The following is a 17003-nucleotide window of genomic DNA, read 5'->3' on the forward strand; positions in this document are numbered from 1 at the left end:
CTAAAGTCTTTGCCGTTTCCTCTGCCGCCGCCGAAGCTCATAGCGTCGGGCTTGTAGAGGTCGCCGTAATTGCTGCCGTAGTTCCTTTCAAGGAAGGACTCCTCAACAGCTTCAACAGCAAGATACAGTCCCCAGTCCTCACCGTTGACTGTGATATAGGCATAGCTGCAAAGCGGTGCGTCCACGCCGAAATCGTTCATAAGAGTATACGCAAGATAATCCTTCATGTAGGTATTATCCTGAATGATATTGTTGAGACAGAGCTTGTCAAGTCCGTGATAGGACTTTCCGTTTTCGTACTGGTCAAACTCTATCTTGAAGCTGTAACGGCTGCTGTTCATGTTCTTTACGGAGCTGAGAGAGGTATTGCCCTTTGCTCTTATACCCACATTTTTTACAGCCTCACCGTCGATAACAAGACTGCAGGCTGAGTATTCCTCGCTCTCGCAGCCCTCGATGAAGCTGTCCCAGTCGTTTATGACAATATCAACTGTATGTACCCTTGAATGATCGAAGATCCTGTCCTCATAGCCCGCAGCGTGTGCTAGGTTCTTTATGCCCAGCACCTGTCCGTTGCAGAAAATAAAGGCTATAACAAGAGTCAGAACTGTAATGGCTATGCATATCCTGTCTATGTTCTTATGTGCTGACATTATATCACACCCTTATCCCATATAATCGCCGTTGTAGCTTACGAGAACTGCGCTCTGTACACCTTCCATATCCGCAAGTGTATTTATGAAATCGGTATTGTCGTCCTTCAGCCTGATCTCCATATTCAGCTCAACTGCGCCCTTCTGAGCGGTCTTGCTCTTGACAACACATCTCTCTGCCTTGCCGTCAAGGAATGACTTTGCCTTTGTCTCGCTGTCGTGACCGTCGCAGCGTACAACTACGATATAAGGGTTCTTATGAGCCTTGCGGTTGACAAATACAAGAAGTATGATTCCGATTATAACGCTGCCGATAACTGCCAGCGGTATCATTCCTGCCGCAAGCACGATACCTACTGCGATGGACCAGAACAGGAACGCAATATCAAGAGGTTCCTTTATAGCTGTACGGAAACGGACGATGGAAAGCGCACCGACCATACCAAGTGAAAGAACTACATTGCTTGTGACTGCAAGGATAACAACAGTTGTTATCATGGTAAGTGCCACGAGAGTAGTGCCGAAGCTTGCCGAATACATTACTCCCGAATAGGTCTTTTTGTATACCAGAAAGATGAACATTCCCAGACCAAAGGCAAGAGCAAGTGCTATTGCCATATCGAGAATGCTGACGCTGGTCACATTGTCTATAAAATTAGACTTGAAAATATCACTGAAACTCATAATAAATTACTCCTTTATGTTTTATCCGTAAATACGACAGGCTGCATATTTTGAAAAAGCTCCCTCGCGCCTGTCTGCAAGGGCTGCTGCGTCCCTGATTATATCGGGAAGAAAACCGTCCCATTTGACTTCAAGGATAATGGAATCCGATACAGGAATCGTCACACAGTGGGGATCGAGAAAATCCGTACACCTCATACCGCTCCTGATGTTGTAATCAAGAGTCACGCGGACATTTCCCGCAGGATAAATGAACGGCTCTCTGGTGTAATCCACGATAGTCTTCGGGGCAATGCCCTCCGTCTGCATTTTTGAGTAAAGCTCGCGGACAAGCGGATATTCCGAGCTGAGCATCCACTCCGTATCACCGTCAACTATACTCTGTGCCTGCTGTGCCGTCAGCGGTGCGCTCTGCTTATTGCCGAGATGGTCGATCTTGCTTTTCTTTTCAAGATGTATCACCGAGGTATCTCCGTTGTAATATCTTATACGGAATTTTTCGCGGCGGCTCAGTCCGTTTATCTTTTCCATCAGAGCCTTGTCCGCAATATTATCGAAGTAAAGACTTCGTATAAAATACTTTCCGTCTATGGTGTGAGGATCCGGATAAGCAACTGCACTGAGTCTTTGTCTGATGGTAATTAAATCGGAATAGTTGATCTCATGCTTTATCTCGTGTCTGAGATCCATAGTTTCACCTCTTTTCGTGTTTGTTCCCTTCTATGCTTCAATTATACATTTCTACGCTGAATTGACGCTGAAAACAAGTGTGAATGATGTAACATCAAAGTGAAAGTTGAGTGAAAAAACAGAGCTATGCCTGTTTTTCAGCTTGAATTCAGTTATATGATGTATTATAATAATATAAAAGCAATAAGGGGGTATCGACTTGAAAATACTTATAATAGAGGACGAAAAGGTGCTGGCGGATTCTCTGAAGCTCATGCTTCAGTCAAAGGGGTTCGAGGCGGAGGTAGTCTACGACGGCGAAAGCGGAGAGCAGTACGCCATGCTCGGTATATACGACCTTATTATCCTTGACATAATGCTCCCGAAGAAGAACGGCTATCAGGTAGCAAAGGCAGTCCGAGCGGGACACAATCCCACTCCCATACTTATGCTGACCGCAAAGTCTGATGTTGAAGACAAGGTCCAGGGGCTCGATTCGGGGGCAGACTACTACCTCACAAAGCCCTTTGACGCAAGGGAGCTCCTCGCCTGCGTCAATGCTCTTCTGCGCAGACAGGGCTCACAGGTGAATGAGCTGGCTTTCGGGAATACCCGTCTCGATCTGGAGTCGGCTTCCCTGATATGCGGCGAGAACAGTATACGCTTATCCGCAAGAGAATTTGAGGTCATGCGAATACTTATGACCTCTGGTACAAATCACATCTCAAAAGAAGCTCTGCTGACAAAGGTCTGGGGATATGACTCGAATGCGGTCGAAAACCATGTTGAGGTGTATGTGGGCTTCCTGAGAAAAAAACTGGCAAGTATAGGCTCGGATGTCAGAATAGAAGCGGTAAGGAGACTCGGATATCATCTGGAGTGTGAAGAAAAATGCTGAAACGTCTGAAAATAAAATTCATTGCTGTCATCATGAGTATCGTCACTGTGCTGTTTATTGTGATATTCGGTCTTCTGCTCCACCTTACAAAGCAGAATATCGAAAGAGAGAGCGTACAGATGATGAGAACAATGGCGTTCCGTCCGCCTGCCTCGGCACCCATGCACAAGCCCGACAATATCCCCGATAATATAAGGCTGCCTTTCTTCACCGTAAATATATCGGAAAGCGGTGAGATAACTGCCTTCGGCAGTGATTATTTCGATCTCACGGACAAGGATATGCTCAGGAAGCTCGTTGATAAGGCCGATGAAACATCAAAGGAAACAGGAGTGCTGACGGACTATAACCTCAGATACTTCAAATCCTACAGCGAATTCAGAAAGGCTATCGTATTTGCCGACGTATCAAGCGAAAAAGCCATGATAAAAGGCCTCGTAAGAAACTCCGTAATAATCGGGCTCATCGGGTATGTCATATTCTTCCTAATAAGCCTGCTCCTTGCAAAATGGGTAACAAAGCCCGTCGAGAAAACATGGAACGAACAGAAGCAGTTCATAGCGGACGCTTCCCACGAACTGAAAACTCCTCTTACCGTCATCATGACAAATGCTGAAATGATGAACGATAAGAGCTATTCCGAAAAAGACAGGAACAGCTTCGCAAAAAATATCCTCTCTACGTCAAAGCGTATGAGAGGTCTGGTGGAAAGCCTTCTTGAGCTGGCAAGGCTCGATAATAACAGAACTCCCGTAAAGAAGGAGAGCATCGACCTCAGCAAGCTGATAAATGACAGTATACTGCCATTTGAGCCGCTGTTCTATGAAAACGATACGGAGCTTTCGGCAGATATAGACAAGGGTATAGGTATCGAGGGCGACAAGGACAAGCTCAGACAGGTGGTTAATATCCTGCTCGACAATGCCCTGAAGTATTCCGATCCCGCCGAAAAGGTAACAATAAAGCTGAAGCGTCAGTCCGCTAACTGCGTGCTGTCGGTGACAGGACTCGGAACTCCTCTTTCCAGAGAGGAATGTCAGAATATCTTCAAACGTTTCTACCGCGTGGATAAAGCAAGGAATGACGGTCAGAGCTACGGTCTCGGACTTTCCATAGCCGACAGTATCATCAGTGAGCATAACGGTAAAATATGGGCCGAAAGTGAAAACGGATACAATACCTTCTTTGTCTCACTGCCGCTGTGAAATATATTTATAATACTGTACAGAAAGCTCCCCCGAAGGCTGTTCCCTGCGGGGGAGCTTTCTTTATCATGGCCTGCTGGTACCTGTTTTTTACGCAGGGAAAAGCATTTCCGCAAAAAATCTGTTTACATTTCGTATGATCTGTGCTATTATAGTAATACTGCTTATCCGCCAATTAGATAACAGTATAACAGTTACAAAGAAAAAGGAGAAATATGACTTACGATAAAGCAATATACAAGAAGCTGTCAGGCATAGTTGCTCCGATAGCGTTCCAATACCTTATGTCATCACTTGTTACGGCCAGTGATGCTTTTATGCTCGGATTCCTTGATCAGGATTCCCTTTCCGCATCGTCTCTTGCAGGACAGACCTCTTTTGTTGTCAGTCTGTTTTTCGGAGCCTTCGTCTTCGGACTGACTGTCCTCGCAGCTCAGTACTGGGGCAAGGGCGACAAAAAAACAGCCGAGGAAGTCCTGGCTGTGACAATGCGCTATTCTCTTCTTACTGGGCTTGTATTCACACTGAGCGCCGCTCTGATACCCGATCTGATAATGCACATCTTCACCTCTGACAGGCTGCTTATAAAGGCGGGAGCGCGTTATCTGCGGGCCGTCTCGCCTTCCTATCTGCTCGGAGCCTTCACTCAGACTTACTTCGGAATGATGAAGGTCTGCGACAAGGCAAAGCTCAGCTCCGTCATCGGTTCTCTTTCGGTGGTACTGAATATAATCCTCAATGCCCTGCTGATCTTCGGTATCGGCTTTTTCCCAAAAATGGGCATAGAGGGAGCTGCCCTCGCAACCGTTCTTGCAAGGGCGTTTGAAACGGTCATGGTCGCGGTCTCTGTTGCAAGGAAACACTGTCCTCCGCTCCATATGAGACTTGTGATACATTCGGAAAACAGGGAGCTCCATAAGGACTACTGGAAGTATACCGTACCGCTGCTGATAAACCAGCTGGGCTGGGGCGGAGGTGTTACCATGTACTCGGTGATAATGGGACATCTCGGCTCTGACGCGGTAGCTGCCAATTCCATAGCGAGTATTGTCCGCAGTATCATCGCCAGCCTGTGCTGGGGCATAGCTTCGGGTGTGGGCATCATCCTCGGCGGTATGCTCGGCAGGAATGAGCTTGAAAAAGCCAGAAAGGCAGGCGGCAGCTTTGTGCGCTTTTCCATACTTATAGGCGCAGCTTCAGGAATCGTAATTCTTGCAATAACTCCTATCGTCCTGTACTTCATACACCTGGAACCTCAGGCTCAGCACTATCTGAAATACATGATGTTCATGGCGGCATACTACATTATCGGCAATTCGCTGAACTCCACGATAATAGGAGGTATTTTCCCCTCGGGCGGAGATACTAAATTCGGTATGTGGTGTGATGTGATAACACTCTGGGTAGTGGTGGTCCCCATGGGAATGATAGGCGCTTTTGTGCTGAAGCTGCCCGTGCTTGCGGTCGCTTTCATCCTCACTCTGGATGAATTCGTTAAGATACCCGCAGTTTACAGGCACTATATGAAATACAAGTGGGTAAGGAACATCACCAAAGAGCAGTGAACAGAACAATAAAGCAAAGCCTCGGAAGCTTACTCCCGAGGCTTTTGATATATTATTTCATCAGCAGTTCTTTTCTCATAAGGACAAGGTCGTATACGTCAAGCCTGTTGTTCCTGCAGAGGTCGGCAGCCCGCCATTTCTTCAATTTCGTATCCTTATCCGCAAGCAGCCATTTCTGAAATATCACCAGATCCGCCACACCGAACTCGCCGTCATCATTCACATCACCTCTGACGAAGCTGTTTTCGAGATACTCCTCATAGGAATAGAAGTCCGCACCCAGTTCGTTCTTGTCGGAATTCAGCTCCGACAGCGCAAAGACGCTGCTTCCGTCATAATAATACAGATCATAGCCGCCACTCATGGTGCTGCTGAATATCATTCTGTCTTCATCAACGGGACAGGCATCGGAGCAGTCATAATCGGCCGAATCAAACGGCAGAGGCACCGCATCTGTGCCGTTAAAATACACTATCTGATCGCAGCGGTCATCCGCAGAATACCATTTTGTGAAATAAAGCCTTTGACCGCTGACAACGGGATAATAAGCAGAAACGCTGTTATTTCCATAAATAATACAGGTGTCATGCCGCTCGGTGTCATAGTAACGTATGGAGCTCATACCGCCTGAATAATCCGCATAGTATATGCCGCTGCCGTCACTGTCAAAGCAGGGCATAGCTTCCTCGTCGGAGTCCGCAGTAAGCATACTGATGTCTCCTGTTTCCGGCTCAAGCAGAGCAAGATCGTACACAAAATCGTTTTTTTCATTGTCCCAGCGGCCGCGCTTGAAAACCACAGTCCTGCCGTCTGGAGAGAATTTCGGATCCTCATTGCGGAAGCCGCTGTTTTTCGTGAGGTTTGTGATACTGCCGTTTTCTCTTATGTAGATGTCCCACTCGTCAGTCTCCTTGTCGATAGCCATAAAGGTTATCTGATGGGGAGATGTGCCGAAGCTGCCGTTCATAGGGTGAATAAAATCACCGCTTATATTCTCCGTCCTGCCGTCAGGATCACGCAGATACAGCTGACTGTCAAGAGCTGAGTAATCACTGTAGCTGTGCCACAGAAGCCAGCCTTTCGGAAGCTCCGCCGACGGCTCCGCAGCAGTGACAGCAAAAGGCACAGCAGCCGGCATTGCTGCCGCCAGTGCCGACAATATAAGGCATTCTGCGATCCATCTGCTCATAGTTGCACCTCCGCCCCTGACATTGTATGACTTACTTTAACGAAGCTCCCAACTCATACGCTTCCTTCAGTTCGGGAGCGCCTTTTATATCTCCGATATTTTTGACTCCGCGCACAAGGACAGAGCCTATGCTTTCAAGTCCGAAATAGTCCATGGTCATCCTGTACTGCATGATTATGGAATCAAAAAGGTTCGGAAGATCAGCAGCTCCCACAAGCAGCAATCCCAGCTTTTTCAGGCGGAAGGTGTTCCTTATGGGATTATGCAGCCTGTCTATAACAGCCTTCAGCTGCGCACTGACACCGTAGAAATAAACAGGTGAAGCGATAACGACAATATCCGCACTGCGCAGCTTTTCGTATATCTGCGTCATATCGTCCTTCTGAAAGCAGGCATTTCCCTCACGCACAAAACAGGCGTTGCAGCCTGTGCATGGGGCTGTCTTATGATCGGCTACAGATATTGTCTCCACGTTATTGTGCAGGGCAGCGCCCTCGGCAAAGCTCTGCGCCAGAAGTGCGGTATTGCCGTTTTTTCTCACGCTGCCTACAAGTATTACTATATTGCTCAAACTCTTCACCTCTCTTTCAATCATTATAACCGAAAAACTGTAAATTTTCAATATTTATTTATGAATGAAAAACGCCCTGAAGCTAAAAAGCCGCAGAGCCGGCTGCATGATGCTGCCGGCTCTGCGGGTGTGCTGTATATCAAGGGTATGTCTATATAAAAGACTTTTCTCGGACTCTTATAATATCATACTCCGAAAAGGAGCTTGTCGTATGCAGGGAACGGCCAGTATGTCTCGGCTGTTATTGTCTCTGCCTTATCGGCAGCGCTGCGGAGCTTATCCATTGCGGGAAGCATGGTGTCGCGGACAAATTCGGAAGCCTTGATGATAGAGCTCTGCTTCTTGAAATCAGCTATTGCCTTTTCGAGCTTGCCTGTTGCCGCATCCATTTCGTCAATGAGCTCCGAAAGCTCTGTGACCACGGACGTCTCATACTTGCAGGCAGCCTTTGATACGCTCTTCTTTACGGATACCGCAAAAGCAGTATCAGCAGCGAATTTCGCAACAGCGGGGATTATCTCCTTGCGTGCCATATCTACCATGGTGACAGCTTCGATGTTTACCGTCTTGATGTAGTTCTCGAGCATGATCTCGCAGCGTGACTGTATCTCTGCTTCGGTAAATATTCCGTGAGAGGTGAGCATATCCACGTTTTTCTTGTCGCAGATATGAGGCATTGCGTCAGCAGTGGTTTTAAGGTTCATCAGGCCGCGTTTTTCTGCCTCCTTGATCCATGCGTCATCGTAGCCGTTGCCGTTGAAGATGATACGCTTGTGCTCCTTTATTGTCTTTCTGATAAGGTCATGGAGTGCCTTATTGAAATCCTTTGCCTTTTCAAGCTTGTCGGCAAACTGTTTAAGCTCCTCTGCAACAGCTGCGTTGAGGTGAATGTTTGCGCAGGAGATACTGTTGGAAGAACCGAGCATACGGAACTCGAACTTGTTGCCAGTGAACGCAAAGGGCGAGGTCCTGTTTCTGTCGGTGGAGTCCTTGCTGAACTTGGGAAGAACATCAACACCAAGCTGCATCTTCTCCTTCTTTGTTCCGCCGTAGGGCTTGTCGGACTCTATGGCGTCGAGAACTGCCGAAAGCTCGTCACCGAGGAATATGGATATAACAGCGGGAGGAGCTTCATTTGCACCGAGACGATGATCGTTGCCCGCGGTAGCAACGGAAAGTCTCAGCAGATCCTGATAATCATCAACTGCCTTGATGACAGCCACAAGGAACAGCAGGAACTGAGCGTTCTCGGCAGGTGTCTCGCCGGGAGAGAGGAGATTCTCACCCTGATCCGTGGAAATAGACCAGTTATTGTGCTTGCCTGAGCCATTTACACCTGCAAAAGGCTTCTCGTGGAGCAGGCATACGAGATTGTGTCTGAGAGCGACTTTCTGCATTACCTCCATTGTGAGCTGGTTGTGGTCAGCAGCGATATTTGTTGTATCATAAATCGGAGCAAGCTCATGCTGTGCGGGAGCAACTTCGTTATGCTTTGTTTTAGCAAGGATACCAAGCTTCCAAAGCTCCTTGTCGAGATCAGCCATATACTCGGCAACTCTCGGCTTGATAGAACCGAAGTAGTGATCGTCCATTTCCTGTCCCTTTGGAGGCATAGCACCAAAGAGTGTACGTCCTGTCATAATAAGGTCTTTTCTCTTCTTCCACATCTCACGGTCAACGAGGAAGTATTCCTGCTCGGGACCGACAGAAGTCTTTACGCTCTTTACCTTGTCATTGCCGAAGAGTTTAAGGATACGCAGCGCCTGCTTGTTCAGAGCTGCCATTGAACGCAGGAGCGGAACTTTTTTATCAAGTGCTTCACCTGTGTATGAGCAGAATGCCGTGGGGATATAGAGAGTGCCGTCCTTGATGAAGGCGTATGAGGTAGGATCCCATGCTGTATATCCTCTTGCTTCGAATGTGGCGCGAAGTCCGCCGGAAGGGAATGACGAAGCATCGGGCTCGCCCTTTACAAGCTCCTTGCCCGAGAACTCCATGATAACCCTGCCGTCAGGTGCGGGAGAGATGAAGCTGTCGTGCTTTTCTGCCGTTACACCTGTCATTGGCTGGAACCAGTGTGTATAGTGTGTAGCGCCCTTTTCAACTGCCCATTCCTTCATAGCAGCCGCTACGGCGTTGGCAACGGATATATCCAGGGGAGTTCCCTTGTCTATCGTTCTTTTCAGTGATCTGTATACTTTATCTGAAAGCGTTGCTTTCATTATCCTGTCATCAAATACCATTGAACCAAAAAAATCTGTAATCTTTTCCATTATAATGACCTCCTGATATTGGATTTTTCAGGCGGTCTGCGGACGGTCACCCATTGTACTGCCCGCAGACGCCCTCTTCAGCTTATGCTTTTTCCCATTCCGCAGAATCGTGAAGAGCGTTGTAGCCCTCCTCGCCTGTACGGATCTTAATTACATTCTCAATGTCGTAAATGAACATCTTGCCGTCACCGAAGTTGCCTGTGTAAAGAGCAGCCTTTGCAGCAGCTATTACTTTCTCCACAGGTACAGCGCATACTGCTATCTCAGCCTTTACCTTGGGAAGCAGATTCATCTCAACAGTAGTACCACGGTAATAGTTTGTCTGTCCGTTCTGCATACCGCAGCCGAGAACGTTGGTCACTGTGATACCCTTTACGTCGATAGCCTCCATAGCCTCGATGAACTGCTGGAGCTTCTGCTGTTTGAATATAACTACGATGTTTGTGAGCTTTGTGCTGCCGTCGGCGGCAGGTACGGAATAATTCTTTACTTCTACTGCTTCATCAACTGTAACAGCAGGAGCCTCGGGAGTGCCTACCTTCTTTACGCTCTTTGCGTCGTCCTTTGTGTAGCCCTTCATGCCGATATCTGTAAGTGCAGGAGCGAAGTCTGCATAAGAGGATATAAGACCGTGTTCTGTAACATCAAGACCAATGATCTCTTCCTGCTCTGAAGCACGGAGACCGATTGTCTTTTTAATAGCATAGAATACTATTGCCATTGAGATAGCTGTGAATACTGCGATTGCTACGAAGCCAGTGAGCTGTCTGCCCAGGAGGTCAAAGCCGCCGCCGTAGAACAGACCTGCAAGCTGATTGCCGTTCTGATCCGCCAGTGAATAACCGGGAACCTCGGGATTTGCGAAAAGACCAACTGCGATAGTGCCCCAGATACCGTTCATCATGTGAACTGCTACTGCACCGACAGGATCATCGATGTGGAGCTTATAATCAAGGAACCATACACCGAAGCATACGAGAAGTCCCGAAACGATACCAATAATTGAAGCACCGAGACAGTCTGTTACATCACAGGGAGCTGTGATACCAACAAGTCCTGCCAGTGAAGCGTTAAGACACATTGATACATCGGGCTTGCCGTATTTTATCCATGTGAATATCATACAGGTTACTGTTGCGATAGCGGGAGCAACTGTTGTTGTAAGGAATACCGAACCGAGCTGATCTATTGATGTACAAGCTGCGCCGTTGAATCCGTACCAGCCAAACCAGAGGATAAAGCAGCCCAGAGCACCTATTGTAAGGTTATGGCCGGGGATAGCGTTTACCTTTATCTCACCGCTCTTTGTCTTGTGGAATTTACCGATTCTCGGACCGAGGATAGCTGCGCCTACGAGAGCTGCGATACCGCCGACCATGTGGATATGTGCCGAGCCTGCGAAATCGTGGAAACCCCACTGGCTGAGCCAGCCGCCGCCCCAGCCCCAGTGAGCCTCGATAGGATAAACGACTGCACTGATGATAGCTGAGTATACGCAGTATGAAAGGAACTTGGTTCTTTCAGCCATTGCACCTGAAACGATAGTAGCTGTTGTTGCACAGAATACAAGGTTGAATACGAAGTTTGACCAGTCGAAGCTGCCGTAGGAAGTGAAGATGTCAAATCCGGGCTGTCCGATTATACCTACCAGATCTTCACCGAAGAGAAGACCGAAACCTATGAGGATGAAAACTACTGTACCGATACAGAAGTCCATAAGGTTCTTCATAATGATATTGCCTGCGTTCTTCGCACGGGTGAAACCTGTTTCCACCATTGCAAAACCCGCCTGCATAAAGAATACGAGTGCGGCACCGATAAGAAACCATACGCCGAAGACAAGTCCGCCTGTTTCGTCCATGGCTTGCTGTAAGATTGTCTGAGAGTCCATAGAAATACCTCCTTAATATATATACAGCATTTTATACGCTTCCTCAAACGCCTTTGTTATCAGATTGTATAAAAAACGGGGTGCAGAAGTACAGAGACTTCATACACCCCATTGTGTATGGAATTAGCGCTATAAACCAAAAACAGCGCCGCAGACTTATCGTCCGCAGCGCCCTTGCTGTTTACAATGCCATTATAGCCCCTGCCACAGCATTTGTCAATAGCTTTTTTGAAATTTGTCAGAAATCAACATAATTTTTCAATTTAAACACCAAAAGCATTGAGCAAATGACAAAATCACTTTTTTTATCCGAAATTCAAGGATTTTTTTTAATCCCTCTTGACAATGCAGTTTTAAAGTGCTAATATATTATTCAAGAACAAAGACGTTTCATCAGGCTATCTGTCTGCTGAAACGTCTTTTTTATTTACATTGATCCGGAGGAAAAGAAAATGTGTACTATAATGGCATACTGCGGCTTGAGCGGCGGTACAGGAAAAGTAATGGAAGGATTAAAGGCTACGGTCTCACGTGGCCCTGACGATCAGAGGATAGTAAAGGTGCCCGACGGCATACTGGGATTTCAGCGTCTGTCCATAATGGGACTTACCCCCGAAGGAATGCAGCCCTTTGAACTGGACGGAGATTTTGCGGTATGCAACGGTGAGCTGTACGGCTTCCGCGAGCTCCGCGAACGTCTTAAAAATATGGGTTATGTTTTCAGAAGCGACAGCGACTGCGAGATACTTCTGCCGCTGTACAGGGAATACGGCACAGATATGTTCGCTATGCTCGATGCGGAATTCGCCTGCGTGATATACGACAGCACCGAAAAGACATTCATTGCCGCAAGAGATCCCATAGGCATACGCCCTCTTTATTACGGCAGGTCCGACGACGGTACGATGGCTTTTGCCAGCGAACCCAAAAACCTTGTAAAGATATGCAAAAAGATAATGCCGTTCCCTCCAGGACATTACTATAAGGACGGCGAATTCCACTGTTACTGCGATATAACTGCCGTTGACAGTGTGATACACGACGATATAGATACGGTATGCAAGAATATCCACGATAAGCTGGTGGCAGGAGTTGAGAAGCGCCTTGACTCCGATGCAAAGGTGGGATTCTTATTGTCGGGCGGACTTGATTCCTCTCTTGTATGCTCTATCGCCCAGAAAAAAAGCGATAAGCCCATAAAGACTTTTGCTATCGGCATGAACACAGACGCCATCGACCTTAAATATGCAAAACAGGTCGCAGACTACATCGGCAGCGACCATACAGAGATCATAATCACAAAAGATGATGTTATAGCTGCTCTTGATGAAGTCATAAAGCTCCTGGGAACTTACGATATAACTACTATCCGCGCAAGCATGGGAATGTATCTGCTCTGCAAGGCAATACACGAACAGACCGATATACGTGTGCTTCTCACAGGCGAGATCTCCGACGAGCTTTTCGGATATAAATATACTGACTTCGCTCCCTCGGCAGAGGCCTTCCAGAAGGAGTCCGTCAAGAGAGTCCGCGAGCTCCATATGTATGACGTTCTCCGTGCAGACCGCTGTATATCCGTAAATTCACTGGAGGCAAGAGTGCCCTTCGGAGATCTTGATTTCGTGAAATATGTAATGGCTGTCGATCCCGAAATGAAGCTGAACAAGTACAATAAGGGCAAGTATCTGCTCCGCAGGGCTTTTGAAGGAGATTATCTCCCCCACGATATTCTTTACCGTGAAAAGGCTGCTTTCTCCGATGCGGTAGGTCATTCAATGGTGGATTATCTCAAGGAATACGCCGAAAACTATTATCTGGACGAGGAATTCGAGCTGGATTGTACAAAGTATTCTCACGCAAAGCCCTTCACCAAGGAGTCGTTGCTCTACCGTGAAATATTCGAGAAATATTATCCGAACAACAGTGAAATGGTTGTTGATTTCTGGATGCCGAACAAGGAATGGGAGGGCTGTAACGTAAACGATCCCTCTGCCCGTGTGCTTTCAAACTACGGCGAAAGCGGAAAATAACAAAAAACAAGAACAGAGCCTGTATGCCCGGTCACACCGGAGCTTGCAGGCTCTTTTTGCGTATTATATATTTGCTGCAAAAATACGTATTTATTTGCAAATACTATTGATGAATAAAGCGAAATATGGTATAATCTTGTAAATACATTTTTCGAGGGGATATGTTATGTGCGAAATTAAAAGAGCTGAACGCGGCGACCTTCAAGAGATATTACAGCTTCAATACCTTGCCTATCAGAGCGAAGCATACCTGTTCGGAAGCAGGGACATTCCTCCGCTGAAACAAACTCTTGATGAAGTTGTTGAAGAATATAATAGCGGAGTAATACTTAAAATAGTTGACGATACAAATACTATTATCGGCTCAGTTCGTGCAAAAGAAATCGACGGAACGGTTTATATCGGCAAGCTCATGGTGCACCCAGACCATCAACATAAAGGCTATGGTACAATGCTACTGTCAGAAATAGAGAAATGTTTTCCGAATAAGCGGTATGAGCTTTTCACAAGTACGAGAAGTCTTGATAATATCCGTCTGTATCAGAAGTTGGGCTACACGATATTTGCACGGAAAGCCGTGAATGATGAACTGGAATTCGTGTATATGGAAAAATGAAAGGAGCATAGCAATGGAGTTAAGAGACAGAATTGACGCTCTCATAGATAAGAATACATATCTGATAGACATATTCCCGAAGACAGTTCCACGGAAGGCTGATAACCGCTATTTTGCCGTTGAGAAATACTTTCAGCAAAACAGGTCTGAGCTTGAGCGAAAACTGACTGCTATCATACTGAAACTATACTGCTACTATGACTTCACTGTAATTACAGAGGACTCTGCGGCCGAAAATCCTCAGGCAGAAGAACTGCTTGTCCTTTTGAAAAAGTGCTTCGGCGGAGACATCGGATACATCAATATCATAATGCCGGAGTGTGATGCAATGCTCTCACTCAGCAGCAGCGACCTGTATATGACAGCTTACAACGTAAGCGGCAAGCTGAAGGATATGCTTTCTCAGCTTGCCTGTTCCGAGGGCTTGTTCTTTTACGAGGTACCCACTGACAAACAGAAAGAACAGAAATGAAAACAACAGATGTAATCTGAAATAGTATAAACAACGTGCCTGCTGTACACCTCTTTCGGTTGACATACTGCGTCTTCTATGATAAAATATTAGAAAGTATTTTGGCTATTATACGGCAGATCGCAGACCATATCCGCATCTGATATCAGCTCTGCAGGACTGTTTGAAACAGTAATTTTAATATTCGCATAACAGGAAAGGAAAGAGCTGCCGTATTTTTATATACGGGCTCTGCGCAATAACGGAGATGAACTGAAATGAGTAAAGCAAAGAAGGCCGTCAAATCCTTCCTTGACGAAAAGACAAGAAGCAGCGGCCGACGCTCTGCTCAGCTTCTTGAGTCGGCAGAATATATTTCTTTTGATATTTTTGATACGCTGATCGTAAGGGACGTTGCTAAACCGACAGATGTTTTCAGACTTATGGGAAAACAGCTAAAATTCCCTGATTTCAGCAGAAAGCGTATCGAAGCCGAACAAAAAGCAAGGAAGAAAAAAAACGGCGGAGAAGTAAATATAAGGGATATATACAGGAGCTTTGCAGGCATATCCGAAAAGGATGCCGAACGATTCTGTATGCAGGAGCTTTCATATGAAATGCTGGTCTGTCGGCCAAATCCCGCGCTTATCGGAACATACAAGAAATGCCTGAAAAATAAGAAGGTCATACTCGTCAGCGATATGTATCTTCCGTCCGAAATGATGGAAAAAATACTCGCCGGATGCGGTATAAAAGGTTATGAAAAGCTTTATGTCTCCTGTGATGTCGGAGCTTCCAAGCGTGACGGCGGATTGTACGGCTTTGTGCTGAAAGATCTCGGTATCCGTGCAGATGAAATGGTACATATCGGAAATGATGCAATGGCTGATTATATCTGCGCAAGAAAATGCGGTATAAGTGCTGTCAAAACAAAAACAGGCACCGAAAATATGTACCTCGGTAATATCCCCGAAAAACAAAGCAGAAAAAGCGGCGGCTTTTCGGATATATACAGGCTGATAAATACAACTACAGGCTCAACAAAAAGATTCCGCAATTTCTATTACAGATTCGGATACGAAAACTTCGGCATACTTCTTCTGGGCTTTACAAAATGGATGATGGAGGACCTTAGAGCCAACGGCATAAAGCAGGTGATCTTTCTTGCAAGAGACGGTTACATAATGAAGGAGGTCTACGACCTCCTGGGGTATTCTTCCGAGATACCGTCACGTTATATGGAAATGTCCCGCCGAAGCATAAGAACGGCTTCTTCCTTCTCACAGCCCCAGACCTACGAAAATGCTCTCAGCCTTATGATCCTGCCAAGCAGGATATCGGTGCGTCAGATATTTGACTGCTGGGGACTCACAGCTGAAGATTTCATGCCTCAGCTCAGAGAGGCGGAAATAGATATAAACGAGGTCTTCTGGAGCAAACTGCTGAAACAGGAGCAAAGAGTCAGAAAGCTTTACGGACTTGTAGATGAAGCCATTATAAAAAATGCCTCTGCCGAAAAACAGACCATGCTTGAATACATCAGAGGCTTTGATCTTGACAAAAAGACCGCTCTTGTGGATATAGGCTACGGAGCAAATATCCAGAAGGAACTGATAAAGGCTTTATTATCCCATGGAATGGATCCGGATATAACCGGATACTATCTTGGCCTCGATCAAAGAGCTAAAAAGAATACCGATGGCATCTCCCTGAAAATAAAAGGGTATATATGGGATAATTACAACCGCAGAGATACCGTCTATGAAGAAAAGCCTTTTGTCGGACTGTTTGAAGCACCGTTTCTCGAACAGAACGGTTCGGTAAAAAAGTATGTCAGAGCAGGCGACAGAGTGATAGCCGAAAGATATGAATACGAATACCTTTCCGAGATCGGAGAAGTCGATGAGATAAGCTGTGTCCGTGAAATACAGGACGGAGCACTCGATCTTATCCGTCAGGCAAAGCAGAGCAGATTTTCCGACATTGAACCAAGCAGCCGCGACGCCTTCTTTCTTATGCGGTACTGCATGATGAGGCCTTCTAAAAGCATACTTGACCATTTTTATAATTTCAGATTTTTTAATGGAGGAGAATCCTCTTTCCTTGCAAAGCCTCAGCATGATCTGTTGGGTTATATGCTGCATCCGCGTCAACTGAAAAGTGACTTCTACGCCTCATCATGGAAGATAGGATTCTTCAAGTATCTGCTGAAGGTGGATATGTCCTATGAGACGCTCTGGAGAATACTGAAGATATTTTTCCCTTCGGAAAAGATCTGATATAAGAATATGTACAGTTAACAGGA

General features: G+C 46.4%; 13 protein-coding genes and 1 pseudogene. 7 read left to right on the top strand and 7 right to left on the bottom strand.

The genetic code is table 11. The annotated features are described in order from the left end of the window. Positions 1-5: 5 nt before the first annotated feature. From RF007C_RS18250 to RF007C_RS12380, 3 genes and pseudogenes are all read right to left on the bottom strand, one after another. Positions 6-653 (bottom strand): annotated as a pseudogene (locus RF007C_RS18250) (CotH kinase family protein); the annotation flags it as partial. 12 nt (positions 654-665) lie between these two features. Further along, complete coding sequence (locus tag RF007C_RS12375) at positions 666-1337, bottom strand: DUF4956 domain-containing protein (RefSeq protein ID WP_019679842.1); 672 nt, start codon at positions 1335-1337, stop codon at positions 666-668. Positions 1338-1358: 21 nt separating this feature from the next. Next, positions 1359-2027: a polyphosphate polymerase domain-containing protein gene (locus tag RF007C_RS12380; protein ID WP_019679841.1), complete on the bottom strand. Its 669-nt coding sequence runs from the start codon at positions 2025-2027 to the stop codon at positions 1359-1361. 199 nt (positions 2028-2226) lie between these two features. Here RF007C_RS12380 and RF007C_RS12385 point away from each other — a divergent pair, with 199 nt between their 5' ends. The 3 genes from RF007C_RS12385 to RF007C_RS12395 all read left to right on the top strand — a co-directional run bounded on the left by RF007C_RS12385 (position 2227) and on the right by RF007C_RS12395 (position 5674). Continuing rightward, the gene (locus RF007C_RS12385; RefSeq protein ID WP_019679840.1) at positions 2227-2904 is read left to right on the top strand and encodes a response regulator transcription factor; all 678 of its coding nucleotides are present in this window, start codon (positions 2227-2229) and stop codon (positions 2902-2904) included. Beyond that, on the top strand, positions 2898-4109 hold the full coding sequence (locus RF007C_RS12390; protein WP_037300193.1) for a sensor histidine kinase: 1212 nt from the start codon (positions 2898-2900) through the stop codon (positions 4107-4109). Before RF007C_RS12385 ends, RF007C_RS12390 begins: the two co-directional genes overlap by 7 nt. Before the next feature lie 215 nt (positions 4110-4324). Further along, positions 4325-5674: an MATE family efflux transporter gene (locus RF007C_RS12395; protein WP_019679839.1), complete on the top strand. Its 1350-nt coding sequence runs from the start codon at positions 4325-4327 to the stop codon at positions 5672-5674. Between the two features lie 52 nt (positions 5675-5726). Here the strand turns inward: RF007C_RS12395 and RF007C_RS12400 are convergent, their stop codons facing one another. From RF007C_RS12400 to RF007C_RS12415, 4 genes are all read right to left on the bottom strand, one after another. Then, complete coding sequence (locus RF007C_RS12400) at positions 5727-6863, bottom strand: dockerin type I domain-containing protein (RefSeq protein WP_037300194.1); 1137 nt, start codon at positions 6861-6863, stop codon at positions 5727-5729. A 31-nt stretch (positions 6864-6894) separates the two neighbouring features. Next, positions 6895-7434 carry a flavodoxin family protein gene (locus RF007C_RS12405; RefSeq protein WP_173908384.1) on the bottom strand — a complete coding sequence of 180 codons (540 nt, stop codon included), beginning with the start codon at positions 7432-7434 and terminating at the stop codon, positions 6895-6897. A 185-nt stretch (positions 7435-7619) separates the two neighbouring features. Then, a complete protein-coding gene (locus tag RF007C_RS12410) occupies positions 7620-9707 on the bottom strand; it encodes a glutamine synthetase III (protein WP_019679836.1) in 2088 nt (695 codons plus the stop codon). A gap of 82 nt (positions 9708-9789) precedes the next feature. Further along, positions 9790-11598, bottom strand: coding sequence for an ammonium transporter (locus tag RF007C_RS12415; protein ID WP_019679835.1), 1809 nt, complete (start codon positions 11596-11598; stop codon positions 9790-9792). A 452-nt stretch (positions 11599-12050) separates the two neighbouring features. Between RF007C_RS12415 and asnB the strand changes: the two genes are divergently transcribed. The 4 genes from asnB to RF007C_RS16635 all read left to right on the top strand — a co-directional run bounded on the left by asnB (position 12051) and on the right by RF007C_RS16635 (position 16977). After that, positions 12051-13631 (top strand): asparagine synthase B, encoded by a 1581-nt coding sequence (asnB, locus tag RF007C_RS12420; protein ID WP_037300198.1) that lies wholly within the window; start codon positions 12051-12053, stop codon positions 13629-13631. 166 nt (positions 13632-13797) lie between these two features. Further along, the gene (locus tag RF007C_RS12425; RefSeq protein WP_037300200.1) at positions 13798-14247 is read left to right on the top strand and encodes a GNAT family N-acetyltransferase; all 450 of its coding nucleotides are present in this window, start codon (positions 13798-13800) and stop codon (positions 14245-14247) included. A 13-nt stretch (positions 14248-14260) separates the two neighbouring features. Then, the gene (locus tag RF007C_RS12430) at positions 14261-14719 is read left to right on the top strand and encodes a hypothetical protein (RefSeq protein WP_037300203.1); all 459 of its coding nucleotides are present in this window, start codon (positions 14261-14263) and stop codon (positions 14717-14719) included. A 257-nt stretch (positions 14720-14976) separates the two neighbouring features. After that, complete coding sequence (locus RF007C_RS16635) at positions 14977-16977, top strand: HAD family hydrolase (protein ID WP_051456660.1); 2001 nt, start codon at positions 14977-14979, stop codon at positions 16975-16977. Positions 16978-17003: the final 26 nt, after the last annotated feature.

The sequence above is a fragment of the Ruminococcus flavefaciens 007c genome (assembly GCF_000571935.1).
Classification (GTDB): domain Bacteria; phylum Bacillota; class Clostridia; order Oscillospirales; family Ruminococcaceae; genus Ruminococcus; species Ruminococcus flavefaciens_F.